Here is a 13,665-nt window from a genome sequence, read left to right as displayed (position 1 = left end):
GTGCCCTCGGCGAGATTCGAACTCACGACCCCTGGTACCGGAAACCAGTGCTCTATCCCCTGAGCTACGAAGGCGTGTATCGGCGGTTCACTTTGTGTTCACGTCAATACGGGTTGAAAGTCTAGCACTGCACTGGGGCAGGAGTTCAATCACCTCCGCCACTGCGTGAAGTGTCCGGCCTCACTGCTAGTGTTTAATGCTGTGACTCCTGCTGAATTGTCTGAACTGATTACCAAAACTGCCCGCACGGCCCTGGATGCCCACGGTCTGGATTCTTCCGTGGTGCCGGAGAGCGCCACGGTGGAGCGCCCGCGCAACCCGGAGCACGGCGACTACGCAACGAACATCGCCATGCAGGTGGCCAAGAAGGCCGGCACGAACCCGCGCGAGTTCGGCACCTGGCTGGCGGAATCCCTCGGCGCGCACGAGGGCATCGACGAAGCCACTGTCGCAGGCCCTGGCTTCATCAACATCCGCCTGGCTGCCGCTGCGCAGGGCAAGATCGTCGAGGACATCCTTGCCGCCGGTGCAGACTTCGGCCACGGCGACGATCTCGCTGGTTCTGCCATCAACCTGGAGTTCGTCTCCGCCAACCCAACTGGCCCAATCCACTTGGGTGGCACCCGCTGGGCGGCCGTCGGCGACTCCCTGGGGCGCGTGCTTACCGCCCGCGGTGCGAAGGTCACCCGCGAGTACTACTTCAATGATCACGGCGCGCAGATCGACCGCTTCGCCCGCTCTCTGGTGGCCGCCGCGAAGGGCGAGCCCACTCCGGAGGACGGCTACGGCGGCGACTACATCCAGGACATCGCCTCCCAGATTGTGGAGGCCAACTCGGATTGGCAGCAGCTCGGCGCGGACGAGGCACAGGAACTGTTCCGATCCCAGGGCGTGGAGCTGATGTTCGCCCACATCAAGCGCACCCTCTCGGAGTTCGGCACGGAGTTCGACGTGTACTTCCACGAGAACTCCCTGTTCGAGTCCGGTGCGGTGGAAGCTGCGATCCAGAAGATCAAGGACAACGGCAACCTCTACGAGGCCGACGGCGCCTGGTGGCTGCGCTCCACCAACTTCGGTGACGACAAGGATCGTGTGGTCATCAAGTCCGACGGCAACGCGGCGTACATCGCCGGCGACATCGCCTACGTGGCCGACAAATTCGACCGTGGCCACAACCTGTGCATCTACATGCTGGGCGCCGACCACCACGGCTACATCGCTCGTCTGCGTGCGGCGGCTGCCGCCATGGGTTACGACCCGCAGCAGGTGGAGGTGCTCATCGGTCAGCTGGTGAACCTGGTAAAGGACGGCAAGGCCGTGCGTATGTCGAAGCGCGCCGGCACCGTCATCACCCTGGATGACCTGGTGGAGGCCATCGGCGTGGACGCTGCCCGTTACGCGATGATTCGCAGCTCTGTGGACTCGTCCCTGGATATCGACATGGATCTGTGGGCCTCGAAGTCCAACGACAACCCGGTGTTCTACGTCCAGTACGCGCACGCCCGCCTGTGCTCTCTGGCGCGCAAGGCCGCGGACCTGGGGGTTACTCGCGAGGGCGCCGGCCTTTCCCTGCTGACCCACGACCGCGAAGGCGACCTGATTCGCACTCTCGGCGAGTTCCCAGCCGTGGTGAAGACCGCCGCTGAGCTGCGTGAACCCCACCGTGTGGCTCGCTACGCCGAGTCCCTGGCCGGTACCTTCCACCGTTTCTACGACGCCTGCCAGATCTTGCCAAAGCCGAGCGACGACGAGCAGACTGTGGCCGAGAACCAGCCCCTGTTCGCTGCCCGTCTGTCCCTGGCTGCGGCTTCCCGCCAGACCCTGGCCAATGCGCTCGAGCTGTTGGGTGTCTCCGCCCCGGAGCGCATGTAATTGTTGTTTTTCTTTGTGACGCCACCACCTCCCGCCCCCTGCCGATAATTCACTCACCTAGGAGATTCCCTTGGATCCGGAGACTCACCTGAACTCCACGCCGTTGCGCCGTCGCACGGCCAGCACCGCGGAGTTCAACGCGATTCCCGCGCACGTCTACCCGCTGACCCTTCGCCACGAGACGGCAGGGGAGCGCCGGGGTGAGGTCACCATCGGTGGCGTGCCGATCACCGAGATCGCCGACACGTTTGGCACGCCGGCGTTCGTGATGGACGAGGAAGACTTCCGAACCCGCTGCCGCCGCCTGGCGAAGGCTTTCGGTGGCGGGCACTTCGTGCACTACGCTTCCAAGGCATTCCTGTCGAAGACTGTCGCCCGCTGGGTGATGGAGGAGGGGCTATCCCTGGACGTTGCCTCCCTCGGCGAGCTGCAGGTCGCCCTGGCCGCGGGATTCCCCGCCGAGCGCATCACCGTGCACGGCAACAACAAGTCCCCGGAGTTTCTGCGCCTGGCAGTTTCCGAGGGTGCGGAGCTGATCGTCGTGGACTCGCTGCAGGAGATCGAGACCCTGTCCACTGTCGCCGGCGAGCTGGGGAAGTCCCAGGATGTACTGGTGCGTGTGACCCCTGGCGTGCACGTCGATACCCACGAGTTCATCGCCACCAGCCACGAGGACCAGAAGTTCGGATTCTCCCTGGCCTCCGGGGCGGCTCATCATGCGGCTATGGCGTGCCACGCCGCTGATGGCGTACGCCTGCGCGGCTTGCACTGCCACGTCGGCTCCCAGGTGTTCGAGGCCTCCGGCTTCGCCCTGGCCGCCGAGCGCCTGCTGGGCCTATGGAAGCAGCTGTTGGATTCCACCGCGACGCTTTCGGACGCCCCTACGTCGCTGGATACCCTCGATCTCGGTGGTGGCTACGGTATCGCCTACATGCCGGATCAGGAGGCTCTGGACGTGGAAGAGGTGGCGTCCGAACTCAAGAGCAAGGTGCGCAAGGCAGCAGAGGTGGCCGGCGTGCCAGAGCCAAAGCTCAACGTCGAGCCGGGCCGAGCGATTGCCGGACCGTCGATGATCACGCTCTACAGGGTGGGCACGGTGAAGGACGTCGAGGTGGCAGAAGGCATGACCCGCCGCTACATCTCCGTCGACGGCGGCATGAGCGACAACATTCGTCCCGCCCTCTACCAGGCCGAATACGATTGCCGCGTGGCCAACCGCGAGGTCGACGGCGAGTTGCTGCCGACCCGCATCGTGGGCTCCCACTGTGAGTCGGGCGACGTGCTGGTCAATGACGCGCTGGTGCCGGAGGACGTTCGTCCCGGGGACCTGTTGATGATCGGCGCCACGGGCGCGTATTGCTACGCGATGGCCTCCCGGTACAACATGATGACCCGCCCTCCGGTGGTGCGAGTGTCCGACGGTGAGGCGCGGTTGATGATTCGCCGCGAAACTATCGACGACGTGCTGGCTTTGGAGGAGTAACTTCCTGGATACAGGGCAAAACAGGGGTAATGGACAGCTTTGTCTAGTCGCACGGTAGATTGGTGCGATAACCTAAGAAAAAATTACCAACTTTCCTCTCATTGAGACCTTACAAAGGAGCGACAAAGGAGCGACATGACCGAGCAGAAGTTTAAGCCAGGCAAGGGAATCGGCCAGACCGTAGGTGTGGCTCTGCTGGGCATGGGTACCGTTGGCGCAGAAGTGCTGCGGCTGCTGGAGGAGCGCAGCGATGAGTTCGCAGCCCGCATCGGTGGCCCTCTGGAGGTCCGGGGCATCGCCGTCAGCGACCTGTCCAAGCCCCGCCCGGGGGTAGACCAGGAGAAGCTGACCGACGATGCGTTGTCCCTGGTTTCCCGTGACGACATCGACCTGGTCATCGAGGTCATCGGTGGCATTGAGTACCCGCGCGAGGTAGTGCTGGCCGCACTGCGCGCTGGCAAGTCCGTGGTTACCGCCAACAAGGCTCTTATCGCCGCTCACGCGGACGAGCTGGCCGCCGCTGCCGACGAGTCCGGAGTGGACCTGTTTTTCGAAGCCGCTGTTGCCGCCGCCATCCCGGTGGTGGGTCCGTTGCGTCGCTCCCTGGCCGGCGACAAAGTCAACCAAGTGATGGGCATCGTCAACGGCACGACCAACTTCATCCTCGACGCAATGTACACCCGGGGTGCCAGCTACGACGAGATGCTGGCAGAAGCCACCGAGCTGGGTTACGCGGAAGCCGACCCGTCCGCCGACGTCGACGGCTTCGACGCCGCCAGCAAGGCCGCCATCCTGGCCTCCCTGGCGTTCCACACCCGTGTGTCCGGTGAGGACGTGCACACCGAAGGCATCCGCGACATCACCGTCGCTGACATCGAAGCGGCAAAGGCTGCAAACTCCACCATCAAGCTGTTGGCTATCTGTGAGCGCCTGGTGGATGAGGAAGGTAAGGAATCCGTGTCTGCAAGCGTGTACCCGGCGCTGATCCCCAGCAGCCACCCACTGTCCAGCGTGTCTGAGTCCTACAACGCAGTCTTCGTCGAGGCGGAGTCTGCCGGTCGTCTGATGTTCTACGGCAACGGTGCCGGTGGCGGCCCGACCGCTTCCGCCGTCCTGGGCGACGTCGTGGCTGTGTCCCGCAACATCGTGCTCGGTGGCCGTGGCCCAGGGGAGTCCACCTATGCCTCCCTGCCGATTGCCAACTTTGGTGATGTTTGTACCCGCTACCACGTGGATATGCAGGTGGATGACCGCCTGGGCGTGCTGGCCGAGGTGGCCTCCGTGTTCTCTGAGCAGGGCGTGTCGCTGAAGACCGTGCGTCAAGAAGGGTTGAACGACGGCGCGCGCCTGGTCGTCATCACCCACAGTGCGAAGGAAAAGAACCTGGAAGAGACCGTCGCGAAGCTGAAGGAGCTCGACGCAGTCAAGGCAATTGACTCCGTCATCCGCATGGAAGGCTAAAATCTAAGAGCGCTTTAAGCTAAGACCGACAACTGGGAAGAAACGACAGGGAAGCTATGACGAACAAGGTTCTGAACCACTGGACCGGCCTGATCAACATGTACCGCGATCGGATGTCGTTCGCGAAGGACTGGGAGCCGGTGACCCTCAACGAGGGCGGCACCCCGCTACTGCGTGCGAATTACCTGTCGGAGCTCACCGGCTGCGATGTTTACCTCAAGATCGAAGGCGCCAACCCCACTGGTTCCTTCAAGGATCGCGGCATGACCGTTGCCGTCACCGACGCCTTCCACAAGGGCCAGAAGGTCCTGATGTGCGCCTCGACCGGCAACACCTCGGCCTCCGCAGCGGCCTACGCCGCCCGCGCCGGTCTGAAGTCCGCCGTGCTGATCCCAGAAGGCAAGATCGCCCAGGGCAAGCTCGCGCAGGCAGTAATGCACGGCGCGCAGATCATCCAGGTCCGCGGCAACTTCGACGACTGCCTCGAGCTGGTCCGCAAGACCACCACCGAGTTCCCAGAGATCGCACTGGTCAACTCCGTGAACCCGATGCGCATCGAGGGCCAGAAGACCGCCGCGTTCGAGATTGTGGATTGCCTTGGTGACGCCCCCGATGTTCACTTCCTGCCAGTCGGCAACGCGGGCAACATCACGGCGTATTGGAAGGGCTACTCCGAGTACGCGGAGGACGGCGTTTCCACCCAACGCCCCGTGATGAAGGGCGTGCAGGCCGCCGGAGCTGCCCCGCTGGTCAAGGGCGAGCCCGTGCTGGAGCCGGAGACGATCGCCACCGCGATCCGTATCGGTAACCCGGCCTCTTGGCAGCAGGCCGTTGCCGCCAAGGAAGAGTCGGGTGGCGACTTCCGCGCCCAGACCGACGAGCAGATCCTGGAGGCCTACCGCACCATCGCTGGCCGCGAGGGCATCTTCGTCGAGCCGGCCTCTGCGTCTTCCGTTGCAGGTCTGCTGGACGCTCACGCCAACGGCGAGCTGACCGCCGGACAGCGCATTGTGTGTACCGTCACCGGCCACGGCCTGAAGGATCCGACGACCGCCCTGTCCCAGATGCCGGAGCCCACCGTCACCGACGTGGATCCGCACGCCGTTGCAGACAAGCTGGGGTTGAAGTAATGGGCGTCGAGATCCCCGTTGGCCGCAAGGCCACCGTCAAGGTTCCCGCTTCGACCGCGAACCTGGGGCCTGGCTTCGATACCCTCGGCCTGGCGCTTGGTCTGTACGACTATGTGACTGCCGAGGTCATCGAGTCCGGATTGGAGGTCGAGGTCACCGGTGAAGGCGAGGGCGAAGTTCCGCTGGACGAGCGCCATCTGGTGGTGCGTGCCCTGCGGGCAACGCTGAAGGAAGCCGACGTGACGGTTCCGGGGTTGCGTGTCAGCTGCACGAACTCCATCCCGCAGTCCCGTGGCCTGGGGTCTTCGGCGGCTGCGGCGACGGCAGGCGTGGCAGCAGGCAATGGCCTGGCGGGGTTCACGCTGGACGACCAGGCGCAGGTGCAGATTGCCTCCACCTTTGAGGGGCACCCCGATAACGCGGGCGCATCCGTGCTGGGCGCGGGCGTGGTCTCGTGGACGAACACCCCCATCGACGGAGTGTCCGCACCGGCCTATCACGCCCGTCGTATCGACGTGCACCCGGACATTAAGGCCACCGCGTTTATCCCGGACTTTCACGCCTCGACGGAGGCGATCCGCCGCGTGCTGCCGTCCGACATTAGCCACGTGGACGCCCGCTTTAACGTCTCCCGCACGGCAGTAATGACCGTCGCGCTGCGCGACGATCCGGAGCTGCTGTGGGAGGGCACTCGTGACCGCATGCACCAGACCTACCGAGCCGAGGTGCTGCCGGTGACCGCCGAGTGGGTGAACCGTCTGCGCAACCTGGGCTACCCGGCGTTCCTTTCGGGCGCGGGTCCGACGATCCTGGTGCTCAGCACCGAGCCGGTGGACAATGCACTGGTGGAAGAGGCTCGCGGCCGCGGGATGAAGGTCCTGGAGCTGGACATCGCCGGTCCGGTCGAGGTGGATGTCACCGGGTAAGGCGGAGCTGGTGACCGATGGGTTCTGCAATCCGTACACCTCACGCACGTACCCCTCGGGGGACACGGAGGTGATCTCGACGGGCATGGAGTACCTGTTCGGGCCGCCGTCCGGGAAAACGCAGCGGGAACGGTCGATGAGCAGTTTCGCGGACAAGGGACGTGACGGGTTCATTCGGGGTGGGTCGCCGACCACAGGTGATCCGGACGCATTCAGCGATCCCGGGCACCGCAACCTGATCCTCGGGGTACTGCGGCTGCTGGGCGTGGGGTAGGCGGAGAAGCTGCCCGGTTGAAGTACCGGGAGTGTGAGGTCTCGACGGCCGTGCGGTCCCGGGCGGGGATGGTGACGACCTCCCTTCTGCGGCTGGAGGACCGGGTCACGCACCGCCGGCGAGGGTTTCGTCCCGGTCCTCGGTCTGAGCACCGCTGCTGGAAACCTTATCTGCAGCGATGATCTGGTCCAGCAGGCCGGGGAATGCTTTCTCCAGGTCATCACGGCGCAGTCGGGTCATGCGGCCGTTGCCGACGTCTCGCTGCCACACGAGGCCGGCATTGCGCAGTACCCGGAAGTGGTGCGTCCGGGTCGATGGGGCCCAGGGGGTCCCGAACACGCTGCAGAACTGCTCTGTGCCCTCCGGTTGTGATGCCAGATTGACGATGACATGCCGTCGGTTTTCGTCGGACAGTGCATGGAGGATCTTCGACAGGTCAAACTCTTCGACACTCGGGTGTCCATCCTGATCAGGCATTGCGCAATTCCTTGGGGCTCGGGGGCATTGACTACTTCTATGGTACCTACCCTGGGTGGTGTCATGTAGGCATGCCCGTGCCTACTTCCCGACCGTCACCGGGAGATTCAGCGGGCGGTGGACGAGTACGCCCGTGTCCTACTGCACGGCGTCCACCGGGGACGCCAGGGTGAGGTCAGGGAGCGCGGCGGTCAACACCACCAGGGTCTCGTGGATCTCCATGCGGGCCATCGCCGCGCCCATGCAGTGGTGCATACCGTAGCCGAACTGGAGATGCCGCTTGGATGTGCGTGCGGTGTCCACGATCCAGGGTTCGGGGTAGACCTGCGGATCCCGGTTGGCAGCGTGAGCGTCTGCGTAGACCGTCTCCCCCTCGCGCACTGTTCCCCCGGAGACCGCCACATCGCGCGATGCGATCCGCGGGAACGTGGAGATCCTGCCGAGTGGGAGTAGGCGCAGGAGTTCTTCGGTGACCACTGGGATGCTGTCGGGGTTCGTGGACATCAGCTCCCAGAGCTCGTGGTGTGACAGGGCCACGAAGACGATCTTTGAGAGTTCCGACAGCACATTCTGGTCGCCGCCGACCAGCGATCCGAGAAGCAGAGCTGCGTACTCACCGTCGGTGACCGGCGGGGTTGCTTCCTCGCGGACGGCGAGCAGGTTCTTGATGAGTCCGTCGTTGAGGGGGCGTCTGCCGGCGATGAGGTCTTCCAGGTAGTGATACAGCTCCCAGAAGTCCTCCAGCAGCTGCGGGATGTCGGTGTCATGCGCGAGTTGCATCTGCCGCGACAAGTGCCGAAATCAGGGAATGTCGTCGTCGGGGACGCCCAGATAGGTGGCGTTGACGTTGATCGTCAGGGGTTCGAGCAGGTCGGTCATCAGGTCGAAGCTGGACGCGGGTGTCAGCGCATCGGCGGCGTCGGAGACGATGCGACGGACCGTCGGGGCGAAAGCCGCCATCGTGTTGGCGCTGTAGGCTGCGGCGACGAAGCGTTTCAGCCTTCCGTGGTGCGGATGATCGAGATTGAGGAGCATCTCCTCGGGCATGACCGTCGGCAGGAAGCTGGGGCCATCGTCGACGTTGGTGTCGCTGCGGATGAACGAGGTGTCCGTCAGAATCTTCTGGACATCGGGGTAGGCGGTCAGGTGCACGGCCGTATGCCCCGTGGGAAGAACGACCTGGGGAAGCCCACCTGGGGAAAGGTCATCGAGCGGTGTCACCATCGAGGGCGGCATCAGGCCGGGGATGGAGCGGAGGTCGAAGCGTGCGGATGTGGGTGGTGTGGTGGTGGTCATGGTTTCCTCCATGGATCTCTACAGGATGTTCAGTGGGTGTCGGTGTGTTCGCTGCGGCGGATGGCCAGGACGGCGATGGCGATCACGACCACCAGAACAGCGACAATGAGAACGGTTGTGGTGAAAGCACTGGTGTAGACGTCGGGGTGTCCGGGTTGGCCGGCTGCGGTGTCGGTCGCGGCGTCGCCGGTGAGCTTCTGCCCGATCAGTGTGGACAACAGGAGGGCGTAGCCTGCGACGAAGATGGCCTCACTGCCGACCCGGAAGAAGTTGAGCAACCCGGCAGCGGTGCCGGTGCGTTCCGGCGGGACCACCTGAAGGGCGTGGCCGTCCACAAGCCCAATGGGGAGGCCGAAGCCGAATCCGAGCAGGATCATCGGAACGATGATCCAGGCCAGGGAACGGTTCTCGCTGAGTAGCATGAGTCCCAGGTCGCCGAGGATCAGGACGGCAAGGCTCGTGTAGATGACAGACCCAACGTTGATCCAGGTGACGGTGTCGACGAGCTTGGCGGCGACAGTGGGTGCGATGACCACGGGGATGGTCATGGCGAGCATGAGCAGACCTGCCTGACCTGCGCTGAGATCTCGGATGCCGCTGAACGCTGAGGGGAGATAGGTCAGCAGGGTGACGAAGCCAATCGACCCGGCTACGGGTACCAGGCACATGGCGAGGAACTCCCGGTTGCGCAGCAGGGACAGGTCCAGCAACGGGGCGCGGTCTGACGTGCTTGGTGCCACAGCAGGGGCCGCGGCGGGGAGAACACGGGAGCTCAGCGCAACAGCGGCGAGGATAAGGCCGTGAACAGCGAAGACGCCGCGCCAGCCGACCCCGGCGACCAGGGCACCGGAGATGGTCGGTCCGAGCGCGAGACCGAGCCCGTTGACGGTGCCGAACAGGGCGAAAGCACGGGCACGGGCGGAGCCGGTGAAGGCGTTGGACAGCATCGAACTCGCACCGGTGAGGATCGCGGCGGCACCGATTCCGGCGATGATGCGCATGGCATCGAGCAGGAGCAGCGACGGGCTCGCCGCACTGATCAGACTGGTGGCGGCGAACAGGATGCTGCCGATAACGAAGGTGAGGCGGTAGCCGATGCGGTCGCTGAGTGCTCCCCACGCGAGGACACCGAGGGCGAAGGCGACGTTGAAGCCGTTGACCACCCACTGCAGTGCCGTGGTCTGGGTGCCGAGGTCGGTGGAGATCTTCGGAAGCGCAATGGCTGTCCCGGCGATGGACATCGGGGTGACGAACTGGGCTATCAGGATGATCGGGAGCGTCCAGCGACTCGGGGGTGCCGCCGCCGTTGTCTTGGATTGCGTCGATGTGGCTGTCATGGGTGTGTCCTTTCGGTAGGTACGATGATATTAGTAGGTACCAGTATCGTAGTTACTTCGCAATGTGAGGAGAGCACGGGACATGGAAAACACCAGCGCAGGAACACCAGATCAGTCGGATGAAATCGTGGATGTGGCCATCGTCGGAGGCGGTCCGGTCGGCATGCTGGTGGCAGCTGAGCTGACGCTGCAGGGACTGACTGTGGTGCTGTTCGAGCCGCGGACAGAGGTCGACCGCAGACCGCGAGCAGGCACAGTCCACGCCAGGTCGCTGTCGCACCTGGCCCGGCGTGGATACGTCACATCGGTCACGCCTGAGGAGATTGAACGGCGCTCCGGTACCGTCCGGCGTGCGGAGTTCCAGTTCGCCGGCTCTGCCGGGCTCACGCTGAGCGCACCCGCTCAGGAGCCGTCACCGTTGGCGGGGATACCGCAGGCCCAGTTGGAAGCGACGTTTGAGCAGCGGGCACTGTCACAGGGGGCAGACATCCGCCGGGGGACAGTCGTGCGGTCGGTCACCGTCGACGACGGCCACGACGGAGTCCTGGTCCAGTTCACCGACGCAGACGGACGCCCGGCACTTCACTCCGGAAGGGTCCGGGCACGGTACTGCATCGGGGCAGATGGAGGGCGCAGTCTTGTCGCCAGGACGGGGAACTTCCCGGCGGTCGAGACCCCCGCGACGATGAACGCCATCTCGGCGCTCGCCTACAGTGACGATGGTTCGGTTCCTCCCGGATGGAATCAGACGGAAACCGGATGGACAATGCACAACCCCGGCTTCGGGCGGCAGGGACGTGTCATCGGCATGGACTTTGACGGCCCGTCCCGGGACAGGTCTGTGCCCGAAGCGACTGAGTATGTGGACCTGGTGGAGCGCATTCTCGGAGGGCCGGCGAACCTGTCAGGGATCACCCACCTCACCCGGTTCAGCGACTTCGCACGGTACCGCCTGTCGATGCGCGACGGGAGACTCCTGGTCGTCGGTGACGCTGCGCATATTCACTACCCTCTGGGAGGACAAGGCCTGAACACCGGTATGCAGGACGCGTTCACCCTGGGCTGGCGGCTGGCCGCAGTCATCAAAGGTGTGCAGCCGGAAAGCTGCCTCTCCGAGTGGTCCCGGATGCGGTCGCACGCAGCGGCTGTCGTCATATCCAACACAGTTCTCCAGTCGCGGATGATGCACCCGCAGCAGGGGACGGCCCTTCGCGACTCCATTCACATGCTGCTGACCGTGCCTGGGATCCATGACGCTTTCGCAGACATGATCTCCGGGCAGTTCCAGCCGGGATTCGCTACGGATCTGGCGATCACCGAGCAGCAGACGGGAGAGGAACTCAGCCTTGCCCGGCTGCTGATCCCCGGCCGCGCTGTCGAGCTGCGTGTCGACGATGACGCTCCCCGCGTGGGGACCCACGATCCGGAACGGCTGGTGGTTACCGGAACCATCCGCCCCACTCCGCCGTGGCGAAGCGCTTACATCACCCCTGACGGCTACTTTGCGGAGACGACTCCGTAAGTACGCGGCGCACGTCGGCGATGGCCTGCTCGGCGGTGATGTACTGGACTGCGGTCCATCCGGCCCTGCGGGCCGCGGCACAGTTCTCAGGAAGATCGTCGATCAGAACACAGTCCTCCGCGGCGACGCTAGCCGCATCAGCAGCGATGGCGAAGATCTCTGGATCAGGCTTCCGGACGCCAACCCTGCAGGAGTCGATGATGACGGTCGCCACCTCGTCGAGGTCGACCATCGCCCGCCAGTGGTGCTGTTGCAAAGTTGGGTGGAGAACCGCGAACACTCCTTTCTTCGTCGCCTGGCCAGCATTATGGCCCAGCCTGCTTAGATATTCTGGAAGACCCGGTTGACGATCACCGCGTCCGGGTTCGGTTGCCCGTAGGCAAACATCGTGCCTTGCCCTTTCCGCAATGAGTGCATCGCCTCCATCCCTGTCAACGTCCGATATGCAGATGTCCGGTTCGTAAACGCGCCTTTCGGCCCGAGGATCCGCTTCAGCCGACCATGGTCGCCTTCTAGGATGTTGTGGAGGTATTTCACCTGCCGGTATTCCACTGTTGGCGGGCAGATTCCCTCTGACTTCAACTCGGCGATTGCCCTGGCTAGGGAAGGTGCTTTATCGGTGTTGATCACTCTGGGATACCCAGCTGACGCATTGGATCTGAGGGCCTTGGTCAGGAAACGCTTCGCCGCGGCCACGTTCCGCTTCGGAGAGAGGTAAAAGTCCAGGGTCTGACCACCGGCGGTGATCGCCCGATAGAGATAGCACCACCTGCTGCCGACCCGGATATAGGTCTCATCCACCCGCCAGGAACTGGCCTGCCAGTCAGGTACCTGCCGGTACCACCGTGTTTGCTTGTCCAGCTCACGGGCGTATTTCTGGACCCAGCGGTAGATCGTGGTGTGATCGACCGGTACGCCCTGCTCGGTCATCATTTCCTCCAGATCGCGGTAGCTCACCCCGTAGCGGCAGTACCACCGCACACTGCCCACAGAATGATGTCACGGGGGGAAATGACGACCGGAGAAGATACCCATGGCTGTGATTAGTTCACGTCGCTCTTCCTACTGCCCCAACTTTGCAACAGCACCGGTAAGGCCGGTAACCAATCCTGGGAAACTATTCTTGGGGTTCTAGAGAATCCTGGGCAGTAGCTGGGGCGAGAGATTGCTTCCTCTCGCCCCGGCTTTTCTGTATCACGCCGAAAAGTGCCGGGACGATGGAGAAGGCGACGATTCCGAGGAAAATGGCCTCGATGTTGTTCCGTACGAACTCCACCCCGCCGAATAGCGACCCCAGGTAGACGATGCCGCTGGCCCACAGCACACCGCCTATCACGTTGAAAACAATGAATGTGTGATAGCGCATGCCCGACATTCCAGCTACCAGTGGGGCATAGGTGCGAACGAAGGGTACGAAGCGGCACAGGATGATCGTGATCGCCCCGTATTTCTCAAAGAACGCCTCAGAGCGGTGCAGGTGTTCCTGTTTAAAGAAGCGCCCGTCCTTGCGGTTGCGCAGCGCAGGGTGGAAGCGGTGGCCAATCCAGTAGCCCACCTGGTCGCCTAGGATTGCCGCGATCGGGGTAATCAACAGCACCTGCCACAGCGGTGCGAAGCCATCAGGCTGGCTGGCTAGAAGGCCCGCTGTGAAGAGCAAGGAATCACCGGGCAGGAAAGGAAAGAACAGCCCGGATTCGATAAAGATAATCGCAAAAATGGCGGGCAAAATCGCCGCGCCGAAAGGTCCGGAACCCGAAAGCAAATACATTGGGTCGAACCACTGCGGCCCGAGGGCCAGCACAGTTACATCGGTCATGCAGGAAAACGCTACTCTACTTTCTCCCGCAATAGTTGGAATGGTTCCTGTTAAATTCTGGAGAATTTACC

The 13,665-nt window shown here is 63.6% G+C and carries 13 protein-coding genes, 1 tRNA gene and 1 pseudogene; 7 read left to right on the top strand and 8 right to left on the bottom strand.

Annotation, left to right across the window (positions count from 1 at the left end; all coding sequences use genetic code 11):
* Position 1 precedes the first annotated feature (1 nt).
* Positions 2-74, bottom strand: a tRNA-Arg gene (locus MHX66_RS03685).
* A gap of 127 nt (positions 75-201) precedes the next feature.
* On the opposite strand from MHX66_RS03685, the gene argS reads away from it, so the two are divergent.
* From argS to MHX66_RS03655, 6 genes are all read left to right on the top strand, one after another.
* On the top strand, positions 202-1,872 hold the full coding sequence (gene argS, locus MHX66_RS03680) for an arginine--tRNA ligase (RefSeq protein ID WP_071057033.1): 1,671 nt from the start codon (positions 202-204) through the stop codon (positions 1,870-1,872).
* A gap of 70 nt (positions 1,873-1,942) precedes the next feature.
* Positions 1,943-3,355, top strand: coding sequence for a diaminopimelate decarboxylase (gene lysA / locus MHX66_RS03675; RefSeq protein ID WP_370646262.1), 1,413 nt, complete (start codon positions 1,943-1,945; stop codon positions 3,353-3,355).
* A 135-nt stretch (positions 3,356-3,490) separates the two neighbouring features.
* The gene (locus MHX66_RS03670; RefSeq protein WP_239200044.1) at positions 3,491-4,816 is read left to right on the top strand and encodes a homoserine dehydrogenase; all 1,326 of its coding nucleotides are present in this window, start codon (positions 3,491-3,493) and stop codon (positions 4,814-4,816) included.
* A gap of 56 nt (positions 4,817-4,872) precedes the next feature.
* Positions 4,873-5,946 (top strand): threonine synthase, encoded by a 1,074-nt coding sequence (thrC, locus tag MHX66_RS03665; RefSeq protein ID WP_239200042.1) that lies wholly within the window; start codon positions 4,873-4,875, stop codon positions 5,944-5,946.
* Positions 5,946-6,872 carry a homoserine kinase gene (gene thrB / locus MHX66_RS03660; protein WP_239200040.1) on the top strand — a complete coding sequence of 309 codons (927 nt, stop codon included), beginning with the start codon at positions 5,946-5,948 and terminating at the stop codon, positions 6,870-6,872. Before thrC ends, thrB begins: the two co-directional genes overlap by 1 nt.
* A complete protein-coding gene (locus MHX66_RS03655) occupies positions 6,859-7,146 on the top strand; it encodes a hypothetical protein (RefSeq protein ID WP_239200037.1) in 288 nt (95 codons plus the stop codon). The genes thrB and MHX66_RS03655 overlap by 14 nt, the downstream gene beginning before the upstream one ends.
* A gap of 105 nt (positions 7,147-7,251) precedes the next feature.
* On the opposite strand, the gene MHX66_RS03650 is transcribed toward MHX66_RS03655, so the two are convergent.
* The 4 genes from MHX66_RS03650 to MHX66_RS03635 form a co-directional block, all read right to left on the bottom strand.
* Positions 7,252-7,623, bottom strand: a complete 372-nt coding sequence (locus tag MHX66_RS03650; protein ID WP_239200034.1) for a helix-turn-helix transcriptional regulator — start codon at positions 7,621-7,623, stop codon at positions 7,252-7,254.
* Between the two features lie 138 nt (positions 7,624-7,761).
* Complete coding sequence (locus MHX66_RS03645) at positions 7,762-8,403, bottom strand: cytochrome P450 (protein WP_239200031.1); 642 nt, start codon at positions 8,401-8,403, stop codon at positions 7,762-7,764.
* A gap of 21 nt (positions 8,404-8,424) precedes the next feature.
* Positions 8,425-8,919 (bottom strand): hypothetical protein, encoded by a 495-nt coding sequence (locus MHX66_RS03640; protein WP_239200028.1) that lies wholly within the window; start codon positions 8,917-8,919, stop codon positions 8,425-8,427.
* A gap of 29 nt (positions 8,920-8,948) precedes the next feature.
* Positions 8,949-10,256, bottom strand: a complete 1,308-nt coding sequence (locus tag MHX66_RS03635) for an MFS transporter (RefSeq protein ID WP_239200025.1) — start codon at positions 10,254-10,256, stop codon at positions 8,949-8,951.
* A 64-nt stretch (positions 10,257-10,320) separates the two neighbouring features.
* Between MHX66_RS03635 and MHX66_RS03630 the strand changes: the two genes are divergently transcribed.
* On the top strand, positions 10,321-11,778 hold the full coding sequence (locus MHX66_RS03630) for an FAD-dependent monooxygenase (protein ID WP_297667991.1): 1,458 nt from the start codon (positions 10,321-10,323) through the stop codon (positions 11,776-11,778).
* Here the strand turns inward: MHX66_RS03630 and MHX66_RS03625 are convergent.
* From MHX66_RS03625 to MHX66_RS03615, 3 genes and pseudogenes are all read right to left on the bottom strand, one after another.
* Positions 11,741-12,034, bottom strand: a complete 294-nt coding sequence (locus MHX66_RS03625) for an HAD-IA family hydrolase (RefSeq protein WP_239200022.1) — start codon at positions 12,032-12,034, stop codon at positions 11,741-11,743. The two genes, MHX66_RS03630 and MHX66_RS03625, sit on opposite strands and share 38 nt — an antisense overlap.
* A gap of 65 nt (positions 12,035-12,099) precedes the next feature.
* Positions 12,100-12,813 (bottom strand): annotated as a pseudogene (locus MHX66_RS03620) (IS6 family transposase).
* Positions 12,814-12,895: 82 nt separating this feature from the next.
* On the bottom strand, positions 12,896-13,594 hold the full coding sequence (locus tag MHX66_RS03615; RefSeq protein ID WP_239200016.1) for a DedA family protein: 699 nt from the start codon (positions 13,592-13,594) through the stop codon (positions 12,896-12,898).
* Between the last annotated feature and the right edge of the window lie 71 nt (positions 13,595-13,665).

The organism is Corynebacterium sp. ACRPH, from assembly GCF_022347285.1.
Classification (GTDB): domain Bacteria; phylum Actinomycetota; class Actinomycetes; order Mycobacteriales; family Mycobacteriaceae; genus Corynebacterium.
This window is presented reverse-complemented; position numbering and strand designations above follow the sequence as displayed.